This window comes from Mesorhizobium sp. EU05-FHT14A09, assembly GCF_058790995.1.
Map to the genome: position 1 here is coordinate 121,938 of NZ_JBYTDF010000014.1, position 17,923 is coordinate 139,860.

Here is a 17,923-nt window from a genome sequence, read left to right on the forward strand (position 1 = left end):
TGCAGCGTCAGGCTGCATGCGACAAACGCTCTGGAGCCATGCGATACGAGATCGCCTCGGCGAGATGGATCCGCCCGACGGTTTCGCAATCATCGAGATCGGCAAGCGTGCGGGCAACTTTCAGCACACGGTGATAGGCCCGAGCCGAAAAACCGAGTTTTTCACTGGCTTCGCTCAGCAGAGCAAGGCCCGCCTTGTCCGGCGCCGCGATCACCTCGATCATGGCCGGCGAACAATGGGCATTGAGAGCAACGCCGCTGATGCCCTGAGTCTCGAAACGCCGGCGCTGGATATTTCGCGCCCGTGCCACCCGCTCGGCAACCACCACGCTCGCCTCCGCCCGGTCCGGACGGATCAGATCGCTGGCCGAGACGGCCGGCACATCAACCCTGAGGTCGATGCGATCGAGCAGCGGTCCCGAGATGCGGGCCTGGTAGTCGGTGCGGCAGCGATCGCCGCGCAGACAGCGATAGCCGGGTTCACCGGCCATGCCGCACCGGCACGGATTCATCGCCGCGATCAGCTGGAAGCGCGCCGGATAGGCAACGCGATGATTGGCGCGCGCAATCACGCAATCGCCAGTCTCCAGTGGCTGGCGTAGCGCATCGAGCGCCTGCGGCGAGAACTCGGGAAATTCATCGAGGAAGAGCACGCCGTTGTGGGCGAGCGATACCTCCCCAGGGCGTACTTTCAGGCCACCGCCAACCATCGCCGCCATCGAAGCCGAATGATGAGGCGCTCGAAATGGCCGCCGGTCGGTCAACTTGCCGCCGGCGAGTTCGCCTGCGACCGAGGCGATCATCGAGACTTCCAGCAGCTCCTTCGGCTCCAGCGGCGGCAGGATCGAAGGCAGGCGCTGTGCCAGCATCGACTTGCCGGAACCTGGTGGGCCGACCATCAGCAGGTTGTGCCCGCCCGCGGCCGTGACTTCCAGCGCGCGCTTGGCACTCTCCTGACCTTTGACATCGGCGAGGTCGGGCAGGTTGCGTGCGCTCTGATGCACGCCGGGCTCGGGGCGCGACAGCACCTGCGTGCCGCGAAAATGATTGGCCATGGCGATCAGGCTGCGCGGCGCCACGATATCGATGTCGGGGCCGGCCCAGGCCGCCTCGGGGCCGCAAGCATGCGGGCAGATCAGCCCGCGTCCCTCGGCGTTGGCACCCACTGCCGCCGGCAAGGCTCCGGCAACCGCCGCGATCGTGCCGTCCAGCGACAGCTCGCCCAGCACGACGTAGGAGGCCAGCATGTCGCCGGGGATTGCGCCGAGCGCGGCCATCAGGCCGAGCGCAATCGGCAGGTCGTAGTGACTGCCTTCCTTCGGCAGATCCGCGGGAGCCAGATTGACGGTCACCTTGCGGGCCGGCATCGACAGGCCGGAGGCATGAAGCGCTGCCTGGACGCGTTCGCGGCTCTCAGCCACCGCCTTGTCGGGCAAGCCGACGATCGACATGCCAACCTTGCCGGGCGCGATCATCACCTGCACGTCGACCGGAACGGCCTCGATGCCCTGGAACGCCACCGTGCGAACGCGAGAAACCATCCGAGCCCCCAGGGCGGGTACCCAACCCGCATGGCCGGAACGGCCACTGGATCAAGAAAGCATGGTTTTCCGATCAGATCAAGAACAATACAGGAACAAATAATCGCAGGAATTGCATCGCATGCGGCCGGTTGTACTGCCGCGCCGAGGTGACCTGGAACAAGGCTAACCGCGCTTGGCTTCCACCGCACCCCAGAACAGCGCGGCGATGTCGGCACCGCCGAAACGCTTCACTTCGCGGATGCCAGTCGGCGAGGTGACGTTGATCTCGGTCATGTAGTCGCCGATGACATCGATTCCGACGAGAATGAAGCCACGTTCTTTCAGCGACGGGCCGATGCGGGCGCAGATCTCGCGCTCGCGCGCCGTCAAATCCGTTTTTTCGGCCCGCCCGCCGACATGCATGTTGGAGCGCGACTCGAATTCGGCCGGCACGCGGTTGATGGCGCCGACTGGCTCGCCGTCAATGAGGATGATGCGCTTGTCGCCCTTGCGCACATCCTTCAGATAGCGCTGGACGATATAGGGCTCCCGGAACAGCTGGCCGAACATTTCCAGCAGCGAGGCCAGATTGCGGTCGGCCTCCTGCAGATGGAAGATGCCGGCGCCGCCATTGCCGTAAAGCGGCTTGACGATGATGTCGCCGAATTCCTTGCGGAAAGCCGCCACTTCCTGCGGATCCTTGGTGATCAGCGTTTCCGGCATCAGATCAGCAAATTCGGTGACGAATATCTTCTCCGGACTGTTGCGAACCCAGGCCGGATCGTTGACCACCAGCGTCTTCGGATGGATGCGCTCCAGAATGTGTGTGGTGGTGATGTAGTTCATGTCGAAGGGCGGGTCCTGACGCAGCAGGATGACATCCATCTCGGAGAGATCGGTGCGCACGGCTCCGCCGAGCGTGAAATGGTCGCCCTTGACATCGCGCACCTGCATCTCCTCGATGCGGGCGAAGACCTTGCCGTCACGCAGCGATAGCCGGTCGGGCGTGTAGTGGTACAGCGTGTGCCCGCGCCGCTGCGCCTCGAGCGAGAGCGCGAAGGACGTGTCGCCGGCGATGTTGACGGTCGAGACATGGTCCATCTGGACAGCGACTTTGAGGGACATGCAGGGTCTCCGATCTAGAGCATTTCCAGCAAAAGTGCGTGGCGGTTTTGCGTTCGGAATTGCACAATAACAAAGAGTTAGGGCGCTCCGCGTTTCCGCGAAAAGCCGAAACGCTTCAATGAGCAGGACATGAAGGGACGAGCCTGAACCTGTCAAGCGCCGCATCGGCCCACAACGCAAGGTTCGTCTGCATCAGGCGTTGATGACGATCAGTCCACCGACAATCAGTGCCGTGCCCAGCATGTATCTCAAGGTGAGTGCCTCTCCCAGCAGACCCCAGGCCAGGAGCGGCACGACACAGAAAGTCATCGCCATGAAAGGATAGGCAACCGTGAGCGGCACGGATTTCAGCACATAGACCCAGACGATCGTGCCGATGCCATAGATGGCAAAGGCCGAAAGCAGATAAGGATCCAGGATGGTCGCCATCAGACCTGCCAGATCAGCGGCGCCGGCCCGGGCGCTTGTGAGCTTGAAGAGTACCTGACCTGCCGAAATCATCAGCGGCGTCAGCAACAGCCCGGCCAGAACGGGAAAAGGCAGCGCACCGATCACGATCAGGCCCCGGGCCGGTCTTCGCAATAGAAGATATCGCGTCCGATATCGACGCAGACATGGTTGGTCGGCACAGGATGCATCGCCCGCAGGAACGAGTGCGTGTAGGGGAAGAAATTGAAATGTGGGTTGAAGGAATAGCGGTACTCCCGCTCGCGCGGTACGACGATGATCAGGCGCTTGCGCGCGATACGCCGCAATTCGGCAATGGCCTGCCGGTATTCGAGGACATGCTCGATGACATGCGTGCAGACCACCGTGTCGAAGGTGCCGTCTTCAAACGGCAGGTCTTCGATGCGCGCGGCAACATAGTCGATACCGTCGATTGCCGCTGCGTCGTCCACCACAAAATCGACGCCGACATAGCGTCCGCTTCCATGCGAAGCGCGGATACGATTCAAGAGAACGCCGGTGCCGCAGCCGACGTCGCAGAGCGACTGGCCAACGGCCGCAGCAATGATCTTTTCTATACAGGCTTCGGAGTTGTCTGTGCCCTCATGAACCCTTGGATGGTCGCGATAGAGCGTCTCGTACTCCTCAGCGGTCAGAAAAGGTGCGCGTTCCCGAAATGACGCCAGCCGAGAGATATGATCGCCCCAGGCCAGACTGGCGACCGACCGGAACAGTCGTGAGTCACGGATGACCGGCGGCAGAACATCTTCCAGAACGAAACGGATGCGATTGGTGGTTTCGCGATTCAAGCAGAACTCTCCAACGATGGCTGTCAGGCCGCTCTCTTCGACGCAGCTGGTGTCGAGGCAGTATTACTTTGGCGACCCGGCATGCTGAGATAGAAAATACGCTTCTGCTCTGCCCGGCCACGCGAGACGGAATCAAGAACCAGTCCGGTTGCCAGCATCAACATCGACAGGAGCAGCAATCCGACCGAAAGCACCCAGGTGGGAATGCGCAGCACGAGACCCGTTTCGGCAAATTCGACAAACACCGGCACGCCCAGAATTGCGCTGGCAGTCAGCAGAAAAACGGAAATCCCTCCGAAGAAGCGCAGCGGCTGCGTTTCCTTCATCAGCATGGTGAACATCCACAAAATCTTGGCGCCATCCCGAAAGGTCGAGAGCTTCGACGATGAGCCTTCAACACGGCGGCCATAGTCGAGCGCGATCTCGCTGACCGGCAGCTTGAGCTGTGAAGCGTGCACCGACATCTCCGTCTCGATCTCGAAACCGCCCGAGACCGCCGGGAAACTCTTGACGAAACGCCGGCTGAAGACGCGATAGCCGGAGAAAATGTCCGTGAAATCCCGTCCGAACAGACGCTTGTACAGGCTGTTGAACAGACGATTGCCAAAAGCATGGCCCTGCCGGCCGGCATCGTCTGTCACACCGCGACGTGTGCCAACGACCATGTCGCAACGCTCGGTCAGCAGAGTATTGATGAGCAGCGGCGCATCCTCGGGCGCGTAGGTGCCATCGCCGTCGGCCATCAAATAGATATCGGCATCGATGTCGGCGAACATGCGCCGCACGACATTGCCCTTGCCCTGCCTGGGTTCACGCACCACGACCGCACCGGCCGCGCGCGCCTTCAGTGCGGTGAGGTCCTTGGAATTGTTGTCATAGACATAGATGGTCGCGGCGGGCAGTGCCTCGCGAAATCGACACACAACGTCAGCGATGGTCGGTTCTTCATTGTAGCAGGGCAACAGTACCGCGATCGTTGGTTCGTAGCGGACTTCGTGTACCATGGGTGGCTCTCGCAAACCCCAGGGCGGCCGAGCGCGCGGGGCGGCTTTACTATTTATTGAAGCCGTTAAGGCTAGGTTTAGACACATCCGGGGTTTGGGGACTTTCGATGCGCGCGGCCGAAAATTCAGTCGTCGGGTGGCGGCGCGATCTCGCCTGGGCGGTGGTCGCGGCCTTCGTTGCGCTGGCGATCAATGCCGGCAATGGCTTTCGGGCCATGACTCAAGGCAATGGCGACAACGACAGCCTTTTGAGGCTGGTTCAAGTCCGCGACCTCCTGGCCGGCCAGGGCTGGTTCGATATGCACCAGTACCGCATGGGTCCGAATGGTGGCTTCATCATGCATTGGTCGCGCCTTGTGGATGCGCCACTTGCCGCGCTCATAAAAACTGCCGAAGCGTTCGGTTTTTCCGCGTCTGCCGCTGAGTATTTCGCGAAAATCGCCTGGCCAACGCTGACCTACGCCTTGACGGTCTTCTTTTTTGTCCGTGCCGCGCGCCGTTTTGGCGGCGATTGTGTGGCGCTGCCGGCCATGGTGATCGCCGCCGCCGGTTTGTTTTTTCTTGCTGCTTATGAGCCCGGCAACATCGACCACCACAATGTCCAGCTGATGCTTGTTGCAGCGAGCCTGCATTTCCTGCTCGCGGCTCCGGATTGGCGGCCAGCCGCCGCGCTGTCTGGCGCCTGCGCCGCGCTGACGCTGGCTGTCGGGATGGAAACCGCCCCGCTTGTCGCGGTGATCGGGTTGTGCGTAGCGGGTATTTTCTTCTTCCGAGGCGATCAAGAAGCGAGCACGCCGATCGGTTTCGGACTGGGTTTTGCGATGATCTCGGCGGTGGTCTTCGTCTCGACCATCGGACCATCCGCGTGGGGTGTCGCGGCCTGTGATGCCTTTTCGGTCGTACAGTTCACACTGGCAGCCGTTGGAGGCCTCGGCCTTGCTCTCACCGCATCGGTACCCTCGCTTCGATCGAACCGGCTGCGCAGACTGATGGCGCTAGGTTTACTCGGCACCGTCGGGGCAGCGGTCACACTGCTGTTCTTTCCGCAGTGTCTGCGCACGCCATTCGCCGATCTCGATCCACGCCTGCACACGCTGTGGCTGGACACGGTTTCAGAGGCCCAGTCCCTCTTTCAACTTGCAACCGAGAAGCCCACGGCCGTGATCGGCGCATATGTTACGCCGTTGATCGCTCTCATCCTGCTCATGCGCCAATTGCTGAATGGCGATCGACGCCGCGAAGTCTGGATCGTCGCCGTTCTTCTCTCGGCTGCCTTCGCCATCAGCGTCTGGCAGGTGCGTGGTGCCAATTTCTCGATCGCCATCGCCGTCATCCCGCTCTCCACCTGGGTAGCCAGTTGGCGCAGCTACGCTGCGGCAACGCCGTCAACGAAAGCGGCAATCGCCATGGTTGCGGCCTGGCTCGTTTCCCTGAACGGCGTATGGAGCGTCGGCGCGGCCACGATTTCCATGCTCACCGACGGCAAGGCAAATCCGGTAGCTGGCACCATAAGCTACACCTGCGCAAATCCCGGCGATTACATGCCGCTGGCTGCCCAACCCACCACGACTGTGCTGGCGGTGTCCAATCTCGGCTCGCCAATCCTTGTCCTCACAGGACACCGCGTTTTAGCCGGCCCTTATCATCGCAATGTCGACGGCAATCTTCTCGTCATGGATGCATTTCTGGGGTCGGCCACGGCTGCCGAAAAAATCATACGCGATCAGCATGTCGGGCTCGTTGCCCTTTGCCGCAGCGATGCTGAAACTCAAAATTTCTCCAACGTCGCGCCGGATGGCTTTCTTGCAGCCCTGATCAAAGGACAACTGCCAGCCTGGCTGGAACCGGTACCCGGCACACCGGGCAGGCCAATCGAGCTTTATCGGGTCAGGCCCGGCTAATCTTCAGCGCCGCCGAGGCGATTCAATTCGAAAGCGCCGGCTTATATTCGAGATACCTTTCTTAAACGGTTTGCTGTCACTCTGATAAGAAATACCAGAATAAGAACAGGGACGCCGATGCAAACCTCGTTTGGCACCGGGCAGACAAACAGGGAGAATACGGATCTGGCCTTCACCGATCCGTTGACCGGCCTTGGCAACCACCGTCGCTTCTTCGACAAGGTGGAACGCCTCATTGCGGACCGTTCGGACGACCCTGCCCCTTTTGCCGTCGGCATCCTGGACCTCGATGGCTTCAAGCCGATCAACGATCTGTTCGGCCACAAGGCCGGCGACGACATCCTGATCCAGGTGGCGATGCGCCTGCGCGCCTCGATGGACAGCCATTCCACCGTCTGCCGCATCGGCGCCGATGAATTCGCCTTCCTCTACCCGATGGTGTTCAGCGAAGAGGCAGCCACCGAGCGGGCGCGCATGCTGATCGAGATCCTGTCGGCGCCCTACGATGTCGGCGAACGCACTGCCAGGCTTTCCGCCTCCACCGGCTGCTCGCTGTTCTATTCCGGAGAAGAGACCACCGAGATCCTGCTCAACAAGGCGGAAACGGCGCTCTATCACGCCAAGCGCTCAGGCCGCGGCAAGGTTGTCGTCTACACCCGCGAGATGGAAGAGGCGGCCAAACGCGTCACCCGCATCGAGCAGGCGTTGCGACGTGCCGTTTCTGCCGGCGAGGTCGAGCCGCATTTCCAGCCGATCGTCGATCTCGGCACGCGGCGCACCATCGGCTTTGAGGCGCTGGCGCGCTGGTCGGATCCAGATCTCGGCCCGGTCTCGCCGGCCGTTTTCATTCCGATCGCCGAAGAACGCGGCATCATCGGACCGTTGTCGCAACTGGTGCTGCGCAAGGCGACCGAAGCAGCGCGCGGCTGGCCTGGCGACCTGTTCCTGTCCTTCAACCTGTCGCCGTCGCAGCTCGTCGACCAGAACACCGGGCTGCACATCCTGTCGATCCTCGATCGCACCGGCTTCGATCCACGCCGGCTGGAGATCGAGATCACCGAGACAGGCCTGATGAACGATCCCATCTCGGCAGAGAAGATCGTCGAGGATCTGCGCCGCGTCGGCATCCGTGTTTCGCTCGACGATTTCGGCACGGGCCAGTCGTCACTCGGCCGCTTGCGCGAGTTCAACTTCGACAAGCTCAAGATCGACCGCGCCTTCGTCTCATCGATCCTCGAAGATCGCCCTTCGGAGCACATCATCCGCGCCATCCTCGCCATGTGCGAGGGACTTGGCATGGATGTGGTCGCTGAGGGCATCGAACAGGAGGCACAAGCCGACCGGCTGGTGCAGTTCGGCTGTGCCGGCGGCCAGGGCTATCTGTTCGGCAAGCCGGCCAATGCCGATGCGACGCTCGGCTATCTTCGCGATTCCTTTCGCGGTGCATTGCGCGCCAAGGCGATCTGATATCTGAAACACTGCGATGCTGCGGGTCCACGCGGATCGGCGGCTTTTCTTCCTGTTTCTCATTTGTCCGACAAAATGATCCGGTGAGCACTTTCACGCTTGCTCCGGCCAAGCCGCTGGCTAGGATGCGGCGCCGTCAGACGAGTGGAGGACGCTACATGATGCCATCGGCGCGTTTCGCCGATCTGGAAGGCGCGTCGGTGTTGATCACCGGCGGAGGCACCGGTATCGGCGCCAGGTTGACGGAAGGTTTCGCCCGCCAAGGCGCCAGGGTTGCCTTCATCGATATCGCCGAAACGGCGAGTCGGGCCTTGTGTGACGACATTGCAAGCCTGACCGGCAGCAAGCCGCTGTTCCTTCATGCCGACCTGCGCGACATCGAAGCACTGCGGGCAGCGGTAAAGACCGCCGAGACAGCGCATGGACCGATCAGCGTCCTGGTCAACAACGCCGCCAACGACATTCGCCATGCCGCCGAAACTGTGACCGCCGACGAATGGGATGACAATCTGTCGATCAATCTGAGGCCGCATTTCTTCACTATTCAGGCGGTCGTGCCGGGAATGAAGAAATTGGGACATGGGGCCATCGTCAATTTCACCTCCACATCCTTCATGCTGAACATCGGCGACATGCCGGCCTACACAGCAGCCAAAGCCGGGATCATCGGCCTGACCAAGGGACTTGCCGGCCGCTACGGCAAGGATGGCATTCGGGTCAACGCAATCGCGCCCGGCTGGGTCATCACCGAGCGCCAGCGTGAGCTCTGGGCCGCGCCCGGCAAGCTCGAAGCCCACATCGCTCGTCAGGCCATTCCACGTGAAATGCATCCGGACGACATGGTCGGACCATGCCTGTTCCTGGCGTCGGACGCGTCGGCCATGCTGACGGCGCAGACTTTGATCGTCGACGGAGGGCTCTTGTGAGCACAAAACCCGTGATCGCCGCCGTCGATTGGGGCACGACCCGGTTGCGTGCCTGGCTGCTTGCCGACGACGGCCAGGTGCTGGCCGAACGGCGTGGCGACGACGGCCTGATTACGGCGCGAGAAGTCGGCTTTTCCACCGTGCTCGAAAGGCATATTGCCGCCATGGATGCGCCGGCCAGCTTGCCGGTGGTGATCTGCGGCATGGCCGGCTCGCGCCAGGGCTGGATCGAGGCGCCTTATGTCGATGTGCCTGCCCCTATCAATGCCATCCTGAAGGGTGCCATCCGTGTGCCCGATACGGCGCGCGACGTGCGCATTGTCCCTGGCCTGGCGCAGCGGCTTGCGGACGCACCGGACGTGATGCGCGGCGAGGAAACGCAACTCGCAGGCGCGGGTCTGCCGGCCAAGGGACAGCATCTCGTCTGCATGCCTGGAACCCACTCGAAATGGGTACTTGTGGACGATGGCGCAGTGGCCAGCTTCGGTACTTGGCCGACAGGCGAATTGTTTTCCGTTCTGGCGGCCCATTCGATCCTGCGCCATTCGCTGGGTGAGCAGCCTGCCGCGGTCGCCGCCGGCAACGAGGGGTTTCGATATTGGTGCCGGCAGGCTCTCACCGACGGTGGCGATGTCACGTCGCGGCTGTTTGCCATCCGTGCCGCCGGCTTGCTGCAAGACCTGACGCCGGGCGATGCCGCCGCTCGCCTGTCGGGGTTGCTCATCGGTGGCGAGATCGCTTCAGCCAAGCGGCGCTATGATATCGTCGGCGACTCAGTCGTGCTGGTGGGATCGGGCGCGCTCGGCGCACTTTACGCCGAAGCTTTGAGTTTGGCCGGACTTGAGGTTCGGTCCGTCGACGCCGATGCCGCCGTACGCGCCGGCCTTTTTGCCGCCGCACGGGAAAACGGCATGATTGCCCGCGAGGAAGAAACCAGATGAGCCAGACCGCGCCATTCCCGAAACTGAAGCGCGGCCTCGTCGCCATTCTGCGCGGCTTGCGTCCCGACGAAGCAGTCGCCATCGCCGAGGCGATCTATCACGCCGGCATCGAAGCCATCGAGGTGCCGCTGAACTCGCCCGATCCGTTCATGTCGATTGCTGCCATCGTCAAGGCGTTGCCGGACAACGCGCTCGTCGGCGCCGGCACGGTACTGACCGCCGCGGATGTCGACGCCTTGAAGCACGCCGGGGGACGGCTTCTGGTCAGCCCGAACATCGACGTCGATGTCATGCGCCGCGCCGCACATCATGGCATGGTCACCATGCCGGGTGTCTTCACCCCAACCGAAGCCTTCCAGGCGATCCGGCTTGGTGCCTCGGCGCTCAAGTTCTTTCCGGCGAGCGCGCTCGGCGCCGGCGGCATTGCCGCCATGCGCGCGGTCCTGCCTGCCGACACGCTGGTGGGGGCAGTGGGAGGCGTCTCGGAAAAAGACTTCGCCGGCTACAAGACGGCGGGCGTGACAGTCTTCGGGCTGGGTTCCAGCCTGTTCAAGCCCGGCATGATGGTGGCTGATGTCAGCGCGCGTGCCGAAGCTGCCGTCACCGTCTGGGATCAGGTTTTTGGAGAGCTGAAATGACTGGTATCGTCTCGGTCCTGTCCGACTATGTCTGCGAACTCGGCGAGGGTCCGAGCTACGACCAGACGACGGGAACGCTCTACTGGTTCAACATCGTGCATGGCCAATTGCTCCAGCGCAACCGCAGCGGTGCAACCAAAGCGCACGAACTCGGCCAGATGGCGAGCGCCATCGCCATCGTCGACGACAAGCGGCAACTGGTCTTCACCGAAACCGGCTTGCACGTGCGGGACACGGCTACCGGCAAACTCACACTTCACACGCCGGTCGAGGCCGAGAACAAGAGTACCCGATCCAACGACGCGCGCGTGCATCCCTGCGGCGCTTTCTGGCTCGGAACGATGAGCAAGACCCATGAAAAGAAGGCAGGCGCGATCTATTGGTTCTTCAAGGGCGAACTGCGTAAACTCTATGATGGCATCACCATCCCGAACTCGATTGCCTTCAGCGAGGATGGGACCTTCGCCTACTATGTCGACAGTGACGCAAAGCTGCTGATGCGCGTGGATTGCGATCCGACGACCGGGCTGCCGGTGGGCGAGCCCAGGCTGTTCGGCGACCATCGGCAGAGTGTCGGCGATGTCGACGGCTCGGTCGTCGATCGCGACGGCATTCTCTGGAATGCGTGCTGGGGTGCTTCCGCGGTCAATGCCTATGCGCCGGACGGCAAGCTGGTGCGTTCCATTCCAATGCCCGTCACCCAGCCGTCCTGCCCGGCTTTCATCGGCGCAAACGCCGATCGGCTGGCAGTGACTTCGGCTTGGGCTGACCAGAATGAGGCGCAGCGGGCGGCCGATCCCGATGCCGGCAAGACCTTCGTGATCGATTTCCCGGTCCGGGGTCGGTTTGAGCCACGCGTGCTGATCTGAACCACAGGCTTTTGAGCGCGCTCAACTCTGGTCGCTGGCGTTGCCGCACAGGTCGATTTCGTCGGAACCGAGCGATGGTGCAACAGCGAGACTGGTTCCGATCCAATGGTCCAGTCCGCCATGCCGCAGCCGCGTCTCTTCCTTGTCTATGAACCGGAAAAGCCTGCCTCGACCGGCTGATCCAGCAAGGCTATCCGCGGGACCGCGCTGCGGAGATCTCGTCATATCTTGCCCAATCGACCGACCTCGCGCCGGAGTTTGCCGAGCTCTGGCGTGAGGCAGGCAAACGAGGCCTGACCTTCACGCCCCTGGAACTGGATGAAGCTGCTGCGGTGATCACCAGTGCAGACCCTGGCACTTCGCTTGTCTGGACATTGACGGATGGCATTGCCTACTTCCGTGGCGGTACAGCCCCTGCATTGGCCCGGCTTGCGGGCATGAAGACGCTTGGTGCCGACGATTCCCTCTTCGCTCTCTGCCAGGATAAATTCCGCTCGGGTGCCGTGCTTTCCGCTCTCGGCCTGCCAGTTCCGCAAGCCGGCCTGGCCCGGAACGGCTTGTGGCTGGTCGAGCCGCCGGCCAGCGAAAAGGGCTGGTTCGTGAAACCGAACCGGCTCGGCGCCAAGATCGGCATTTGGCCGGATTCGCACTGCCATGATCTCGACCATGCGCTGGAACTCAGTCGCCGTGTCTTTTCGCATTACCACGACGATGTCGTCGTGCAGCCATATGTCGCCGGCCGCAATGTGCGCGCAAGCTTCCTCGACGTGACAGGACATGCCGACATGTCGTCGCTGGGAGTTTTCCTGGTCGAGTCCGGCGCTGACTTCCAGACCATGGCCGACAGCCTGGCGCTTTATGGCGATACCGGCGCCGTGGCCAAATCGACCGGTGTTTATGTTGAGCCAGAGCTGGTGCCGCTCGCCGCAAGCCAGCCCCGGGCGGATGGCGAAATTCGCCGGGTCGCGGCAAGGCTTATGACGGGTCTTGGCCTGCGCGACGTCTTTTCCATGGACCTGCGGGTGGAAGCGGACGGCACGGTCCATCTGATCGAATTCGAGGTCTGTCCCGGCTTGCCCTGTTTCGATTTCCGCGCCTATTGTCGCGCGCAGTGGTCGATGAGCCTCGCAGAGGCCATGGCCGAAACCGCTGCCCGCCGTCTGGTGGGCTGAAATTACGAAACTCCGATGCGATCGGATGGTTCTGCGCTGGCCGGCGCGGGCGAGGGAAGGAATCACGACATGAGCGAAGCGTATATCTGCGACTATGTTCGCACGCCGATCGGCCGGTTTGGCGGGGTGCTTGCGTCGGTTCGTGCGGATGATCTCGGCGCTGCGCCGATCAGGGCGCTGTTTGCCCGCAATGCCGGCATCGACTGGGAAGCGGTCGACGATGTCTATTATGGCTGCGCCAACCAGGCCGGCGAAGACAACCGCAATGTCGCCCGCATGGCGGCGCTGCTGGCCGGCCTGCCGGTGGCGGTGCCAGGCTCGACCGTCAACCGGCTGTGCGGCTCGGGCATGGACGCGGTGGCCATTGCCGCCCGCGCCATCAAGGCAGGTGAAGCCGAACTGCTGATTGCCGGCGGCGTCGAATCGATGAGCCGCGCGCCCTTCGTCATGCCCAAGGCCGAGACCGCCTTCTCGCGCCATGCCGAGATCCACGACACCACCATCGGCTGGCGTTTCGTCAATCCGCTGATGAAGAAGCAGTATGGCATCGATTCCATGCCGGAGACCGGCGAAAACGTCGCCGAACAGTTCGCCATCAGCCGTGCAGACCAGGACGCCTTTGCGGTGCGCAGCCAGGACAAGGCGGTGGCAGCCCAGGCCAATGGCCGGCTGGCGAAGGAGATCGTCCCTGTCACCATTCCGCAGAAGAAGGGCGATGCCATCGTGGTGGCGCAGGACGAGCATCCGCGTGCCGGCACCACCATGGAAACGCTGGCCAAGCTCGGAACGCCATTCCGCAAGGAGGGCGGCACGGTGACGGCGGGCAATGCATCGGGCGTCAATGACGGCGCGGCCGCGCTGATCGTGGCCTCGGAAGCCGCCGTGCGAAAATACGGCCTCACTCCGATCGCTCGCGTGCTGGGCGCCGCCACGGCCGGTGTCGAGCCGCGCATCATGGGCATCGGTCCGGTGCCGGCGACCAACAAGCTGTGCGCTCGGCTTGGACTGACGCCACAGGACTTCGACGTGGTCGAACTCAACGAGGCATTCGCGGCGCAGGGCCTGGCCGTGCTGCGCGAACTCGGCCTCGCCGAAGACGCTGCTCACATCAACCCGAATGGTGGCGCCATCGCACTCGGCCATCCGCTCGGCATGACGGGTGCGCGCATCACCGGCACGGCTGCGCTGGAACTGAAGGAACGCAACGCCCGCCTCGCACTCGCCACCATGTGCATCGGTGTCGGACAGGGCATCGCCATCGCACTCGAAAGGGTGTGAGCGGAAAGACGTTTTGGGGCGTGTTGCTGCCCTGCGAGAGAGGTGCAAGCCATCATGAACGGGCCAGCGTCGCTCGAAACTCAACACGCCGTGCTCAATCGGCTTTTGTCACACAAATGCTCGTTGCCGGGCCGAAGGGCGCCGGATATGGTTGTTCGAGGCTTCAACAAATAGAGCCTGTCGGCGCAACGACGTCGCGTCCCATCGGGGAACAGGGGCGACGAAACAAGGAAAACCGAAGATGATGATGCACAAGATCGCTCTCCGCTCGCGCACTTTTCTGACGGGTGCCGCGCTTGCAGCCCTGGTTTATGCCGGCGCCCCGGCGCTGGCCGACACCCCGCCCGATACGCTGGTCCAGGCCTGGGCAATCGATGACATCATTTCGCTCGACCCGGCCGAAGCCTTCGAATTGTCGACCGGCGAGATCACCGGCAACACCTACGACATGCTGGTCCGCCTCGACGCGAACGACACCACCAAGGTGGTCAGCGGCATCGCTGAAAGCTGGACCGTCTCGGACGATGCGCTGACCTACACCTTCAAGCTGAAGCCTGGCTTGAAGTTCGCCTCCGGCAACGAAATCACTGCCGCGGACGTGGCCTGGTCGTTCGAGCGCGTTGTCAAACTCAACAAGAGCCCTGCCTTCATCATCCAGCAGTTCGGACTGACCGCCGACAATGTCGCCGAAAAGGCGAAAGCGGCGGATGCGTCCACCTTCGTGTTCACGGTCGACAAGGCCTATGCGCCAAGCTTCGTGCTGAACTGCCTGACCGCCACCGTCGGCGCCATCGTCGACAGCAAGCTGGTCAAGGAACATGTCGCCGCCGCCACGCCGAGCGCCGACTACAAGTTCGACAACGACTTCGGCAATGCCTGGATGAAGACCAACTATGCCGGTTCCGGCCCGTACAAGACCCGTGAATGGCGTGCGAACGAAGTCGTGGTGCTGGAGCGCAACGACAACTACTACGGCACCAAGGGCAACATGACGCGCGTGATCTACCGTCACGTCAAGGAAAGTGCCGCGCAGCGCCTGCTGCTGGAAAAGGGCGACATCGACATCGCGCGCAACCTGCAGCCAGGCGACTACGAGGCTGTCGGCAAGAATGCCGATCTCGCCACTGCTTCAGTGCCGAAGAGCACGGTTTATTACGTCAGCCTCAACCAGAAGAACCCCAACCTGGCCAAGCCGGAAGTGCGGGAAGCCTTCAAATACCTGATCGACTACGACGCGCTCGGCGATACGCTGCTCAACGGCATCGGCGTGGTGCACCAGAACTTCCTGCCCAAGGGCATTCTCGGCTCGGTGGACGAAAAGCCTTACAAGCTCGATATCGCCAAGGCCAAGGAACTGCTGGAGAAGGCTGGTCTGAAGGACGGGTTCACCATCACGCTCGATACCCGTAGCGGCCAGCCGGAATCCGGCGTTGCCGAGTCGATCCAGCAGACCGCGGCGCAAGCCGGCATCAAGATCGAACTGGTCCCGGAGGACTTCAAGCAACTGCTGACCCGCTACCGTGCCCGCCAGCACGATGCAGCGATCCTGATGTGGGGCGTCGACTACTGGGATCCGAATTCGAATTCAGAAACCTTCGCCACCAATCCGAACAATGCCGACGATTCCATGAACAAGACGCTGGCCTGGCGGAACGCCTGGGACGTGCCGGCGGACATCCAGAAAGAATCGGCGGCCGCCTTGCTCGAGCGCGATCCTGCCAAGCGCACCGAGATGTACCAGAACGTTCAGAAGAAGATTCGTGAACAGGGTCCATTCAACTTCATCTGGCAACAGACCGAGGTTGCCGGCCTGCGCAAGAACGTGCAGGGCTTCAAGCTTGGACCCACATTCGACACCAACTTTGTGGCGCCGGTGACCAAGTAACGAACCGGAAAGTCCGGATTCTTGTCCCTCGCCGAACCAACCTTCCATGACCAGGGGCGGAGGCGCAAAAGCGCTTCCGCCCTTGCGCTTGCGCTTTTGCGCTTCGTATTCATTGCCGCGGCCACCTTCCTTGGGCTGATCGCGGTGACCTTCTTCATCGGCCGCGTCATGCCGATCGATCCGGTGCTGGCGATCGTCGGAGATCGTGCGCCGGCCAGCGTCGTCGCGGCGGCGCGCCAGCAATACGGCTTCGACCTGCCGGTCTGGCAGCAGTTTTTCCTCTATCTGAAGAAGGCGTTGGCCGGTGATTTCGGAACTTCGGTGCTGTCGACCTATCCGGTCATGCAGGATATCCGACGCGTCTTCCCGGCGACGCTGGAACTGGCGACCGTTGGTACGCTGATCGGCTTGCTGTTCGGCATCCCGCTCGGCGTGCTGGCAGCAGTCAAACGCGGCTCGTTCATAGACCAGGCCGTGCGCGTCATCGGCCTGATCGGTTATTCGATGCCGATCTTCTGGCTTGGCCTGCTCGGTCTTCTCGTCTTCTACGCAAGGCTCGGCTGGGTCGAAGGACCTGGTCGTATCGGCATCGCCTACGAATATACTTTCACGCCGATAACCGGCCTTTATCTGGTCGACGCCGTCATTCAGCGCGACTGGGGCGCATTCCGCGATGTCTTCTCCCACATCATCCTGCCGGCTTCGCTGCTCGGCTACACATCCATGGCCTATATCAGCCGCATGACGCGTTCCTTCATGCTGAACGAACTCAGCCAGGAGTATGTCGTCGCCGCGCGCGCCAAGGGCCTGTCGGAAGCGCGCATCATCTGGGGCCATGCGCTGCGTAACGCAGCGGTGCCATTGGTGACGGTGATTGTGCTGTCCTACGCCACGCTGCTCGAGGGATCGGTGTTGACCGAGGTGGTGTTCTCCTGGCCGGGCATCGGGCTCTATCTGACCAACTCGCTGCAGAACGCCGACATGAATGCCGTACTCGGAGCCACCATTGTCATCGGTGCGGTGTTCATTGCACTCAACCTGCTTTCGGACCTGCTCTACCAGCTTCTCGATCCGAGGACCCGGTCATGAGCATAGCCGACACCTCGAAGACGAGTTGGCGCGAATGGCTGCTGTCGGAGCGGCCTCAATCGCGCACGCAGGCGCGACTTGGCCGCTCCTACATGACCTGGCGCCGCTTCACCGCCAACAGACTGGCGGTGATCGGGCTCTTCATCATCCTGGCGCTGGTGTTCGTCGCCATTTTCGCCGGCCTGCTGGCGCCCTATTCGCCGGTGGTCGGCGATCTGCGCGGCTCGCGCTTGCTGGCGCCTGACTGGACGCATTGGATGGGAACCGACGACCAAGGCCGCGATATCCTTTCGCGAGTCATCTATGGTTCGCGGCTGACGCTTTATGTCATCGTGCTGGTTGCGCTGATTGCCGCGCCGATCGGCCTTATCGTCGGGACTGTCGCCGGCTACGCCGGTGGCTGGACCGATGCGATCCTGATGCGCATCACCGACATCTTCCTGGCCTTTCCGAAGCTGATCCTGGCGCTCGCCTTCGTGGCGGCACTCGGGCCTGGTATCGAGAACGCCATCATCGCCATCGCCATCACCTCATGGCCGCCTTATGCCCGCATTGCGCGCGCCGAAACGCTGATGGTGCGCAACTCCGATTACATCAAGGCCGTCGAGATCATGGGGGCGTCACCGGGGCGCATTGTCCTGCGTCACATCATGCCGATGTGCATCTCGTCGCTGATCGTGCGTGTCACCCTCGACATGGCAGGCATCATCATCATTGCCGCCGGCCTCGGTTTCCTTGGCCTCGGCGCGCAGCCGCCGTTGCCGGAATGGGGTGCGATGATCGCGTCGGGCCGCCGGTTCATCCTCGACCAGTGGTGGGTGGCAGCCATGCCCGGCATGGCCATCCTCAT

General features: G+C 62.4%; 15 protein-coding genes and 1 pseudogene. 11 read left to right on the forward strand and 5 right to left on the reverse strand.

The genetic code is table 11. The features are described from left to right. Window positions 1–7: 7 nt before the first annotated feature. The 5 genes from AC3WTO_RS29680 to AC3WTO_RS29700 form a co-directional block, all read right to left on the reverse strand. A complete protein-coding gene (locus AC3WTO_RS29680) occupies window positions 8–1,540 on the reverse strand; it encodes a YifB family Mg chelatase-like AAA ATPase (RefSeq protein WP_492464447.1) in 1,533 nt (510 codons plus the stop codon). Window positions 1,541–1,705: 165 nt separating this feature from the next. Beyond that, complete coding sequence (gshB, locus tag AC3WTO_RS29685; protein ID WP_492464446.1) at window positions 1,706–2,647, reverse strand: glutathione synthase; 942 nt, start codon at window positions 2,645–2,647, stop codon at window positions 1,706–1,708. Between the two features lie 192 nt (window positions 2,648–2,839). Beyond that, a complete protein-coding gene (locus tag AC3WTO_RS29690) occupies window positions 2,840–3,202 on the reverse strand; it encodes a DMT family transporter (RefSeq protein WP_492464445.1) in 363 nt (120 codons plus the stop codon). Window positions 3,203–3,204: 2 nt separating this feature from the next. Beyond that, the gene (locus AC3WTO_RS29695) at window positions 3,205–3,903 is read right to left on the reverse strand and encodes a class I SAM-dependent methyltransferase (RefSeq protein ID WP_492464444.1); all 699 of its coding nucleotides are present in this window, start codon (window positions 3,901–3,903) and stop codon (window positions 3,205–3,207) included. A gap of 23 nt (window positions 3,904–3,926) precedes the next feature. Further along, window positions 3,927–4,907, reverse strand: coding sequence for a glycosyltransferase (locus AC3WTO_RS29700; protein WP_492464443.1), 981 nt, complete (start codon window positions 4,905–4,907; stop codon window positions 3,927–3,929). Between AC3WTO_RS29700 and AC3WTO_RS29705 the strand changes: the two genes are divergently transcribed. The 11 genes and pseudogenes from AC3WTO_RS29705 to AC3WTO_RS29755 all read left to right on the forward strand — a co-directional run. Then, on the forward strand, window positions 4,805–6,808 hold the full coding sequence (locus AC3WTO_RS29705) for a GtrA family protein (RefSeq protein ID WP_492558468.1): 2,004 nt from the start codon (window positions 4,805–4,807) through the stop codon (window positions 6,806–6,808). The genes AC3WTO_RS29700 and AC3WTO_RS29705 overlap by 103 nt on opposite strands. Window positions 6,809–6,925: 117 nt before the next feature. Then, the gene (locus AC3WTO_RS29710) at window positions 6,926–8,275 is read left to right on the forward strand and encodes a putative bifunctional diguanylate cyclase/phosphodiesterase (protein WP_492464441.1); all 1,350 of its coding nucleotides are present in this window, start codon (window positions 6,926–6,928) and stop codon (window positions 8,273–8,275) included. Window positions 8,276–8,433: 158 nt separating this feature from the next. Next, window positions 8,434–9,201 (forward strand): SDR family NAD(P)-dependent oxidoreductase, encoded by a 768-nt coding sequence (locus AC3WTO_RS29715; RefSeq protein ID WP_492464440.1) that lies wholly within the window; start codon window positions 8,434–8,436, stop codon window positions 9,199–9,201. Beyond that, window positions 9,198–10,142 carry a 2-dehydro-3-deoxygalactonokinase gene (locus AC3WTO_RS29720; protein WP_492464439.1) on the forward strand — a complete coding sequence of 315 codons (945 nt, stop codon included), beginning with the start codon at window positions 9,198–9,200 and terminating at the stop codon, window positions 10,140–10,142. Before AC3WTO_RS29715 ends, AC3WTO_RS29720 begins: the two co-directional genes overlap by 4 nt. After that, window positions 10,139–10,780 carry a 2-dehydro-3-deoxy-6-phosphogalactonate aldolase gene (locus AC3WTO_RS29725; protein ID WP_492464438.1) on the forward strand — a complete coding sequence of 214 codons (642 nt, stop codon included), beginning with the start codon at window positions 10,139–10,141 and terminating at the stop codon, window positions 10,778–10,780. Before AC3WTO_RS29720 ends, AC3WTO_RS29725 begins: the two co-directional genes overlap by 4 nt. Then, a complete protein-coding gene (locus AC3WTO_RS29730; protein WP_492464437.1) occupies window positions 10,777–11,649 on the forward strand; it encodes an SMP-30/gluconolactonase/LRE family protein in 873 nt (290 codons plus the stop codon). Before AC3WTO_RS29725 ends, AC3WTO_RS29730 begins: the two co-directional genes overlap by 4 nt. A 120-nt stretch (window positions 11,650–11,769) precedes the next feature. Further along, window positions 11,770–12,821: pseudogene (locus AC3WTO_RS29735) on the forward strand (D-alanine--D-alanine ligase family protein). Between the two features lie 69 nt (window positions 12,822–12,890). Next, window positions 12,891–14,099 carry a 3-oxoadipyl-CoA thiolase gene (gene pcaF, locus AC3WTO_RS29740; protein ID WP_492464436.1) on the forward strand — a complete coding sequence of 403 codons (1,209 nt, stop codon included), beginning with the start codon at window positions 12,891–12,893 and terminating at the stop codon, window positions 14,097–14,099. A 241-nt stretch (window positions 14,100–14,340) separates the two neighbouring features. Beyond that, complete coding sequence (locus AC3WTO_RS29745) at window positions 14,341–15,984, forward strand: ABC transporter substrate-binding protein (RefSeq protein WP_492464435.1); 1,644 nt, start codon at window positions 14,341–14,343, stop codon at window positions 15,982–15,984. 21 nt (window positions 15,985–16,005) lie between these two features. Beyond that, window positions 16,006–17,073, forward strand: a complete 1,068-nt coding sequence (locus AC3WTO_RS29750; RefSeq protein ID WP_492464434.1) for an ABC transporter permease — start codon at window positions 16,006–16,008, stop codon at window positions 17,071–17,073. Beyond that, window positions 17,070–17,923 (forward strand): ABC transporter permease (locus AC3WTO_RS29755; RefSeq protein WP_492464433.1); only part of this gene is annotated, 854 nt, incomplete at its 3' end. The genes AC3WTO_RS29750 and AC3WTO_RS29755, both read left to right, overlap by 4 nt.

Excerpts from the sequence above, each read along its gene's own strand:
- AC3WTO_RS29680 (WP_492464447.1), bottom strand. The coding sequence starts at position 1,540 with ATGGTTTCTCGCGTTCGCACGGTGGCGTTCCAGGGCATCGAGGCCGTT.
- gshB (WP_492464446.1), bottom strand. The coding sequence starts at position 2,647 with ATGTCCCTCAAAGTCGCTGTCCAGATGGACCATGTCTCGACCGTCAAC.
- AC3WTO_RS29700 (WP_492464443.1), bottom strand. The coding sequence starts at position 4,907 with ATGGTACACGAAGTCCGCTACGAACCAACGATCGCGGTACTGTTGCCC.
- AC3WTO_RS29710 (WP_492464441.1), top strand. The coding sequence starts at position 6,926 with ATGCAAACCTCGTTTGGCACCGGGCAGACAAACAGGGAGAATACGGAT.
- AC3WTO_RS29715 (WP_492464440.1), top strand. The coding sequence starts at position 8,434 with ATGATGCCATCGGCGCGTTTCGCCGATCTGGAAGGCGCGTCGGTGTTG.
- AC3WTO_RS29725 (WP_492464438.1), top strand. The coding sequence starts at position 10,139 with ATGAGCCAGACCGCGCCATTCCCGAAACTGAAGCGCGGCCTCGTCGCC.
- AC3WTO_RS29730 (WP_492464437.1), top strand. The coding sequence starts at position 10,777 with ATGACTGGTATCGTCTCGGTCCTGTCCGACTATGTCTGCGAACTCGGC.
- pcaF (WP_492464436.1), top strand. The coding sequence starts at position 12,891 with ATGAGCGAAGCGTATATCTGCGACTATGTTCGCACGCCGATCGGCCGG.
- AC3WTO_RS29745 (WP_492464435.1), top strand. The coding sequence starts at position 14,341 with ATGATGATGCACAAGATCGCTCTCCGCTCGCGCACTTTTCTGACGGGT.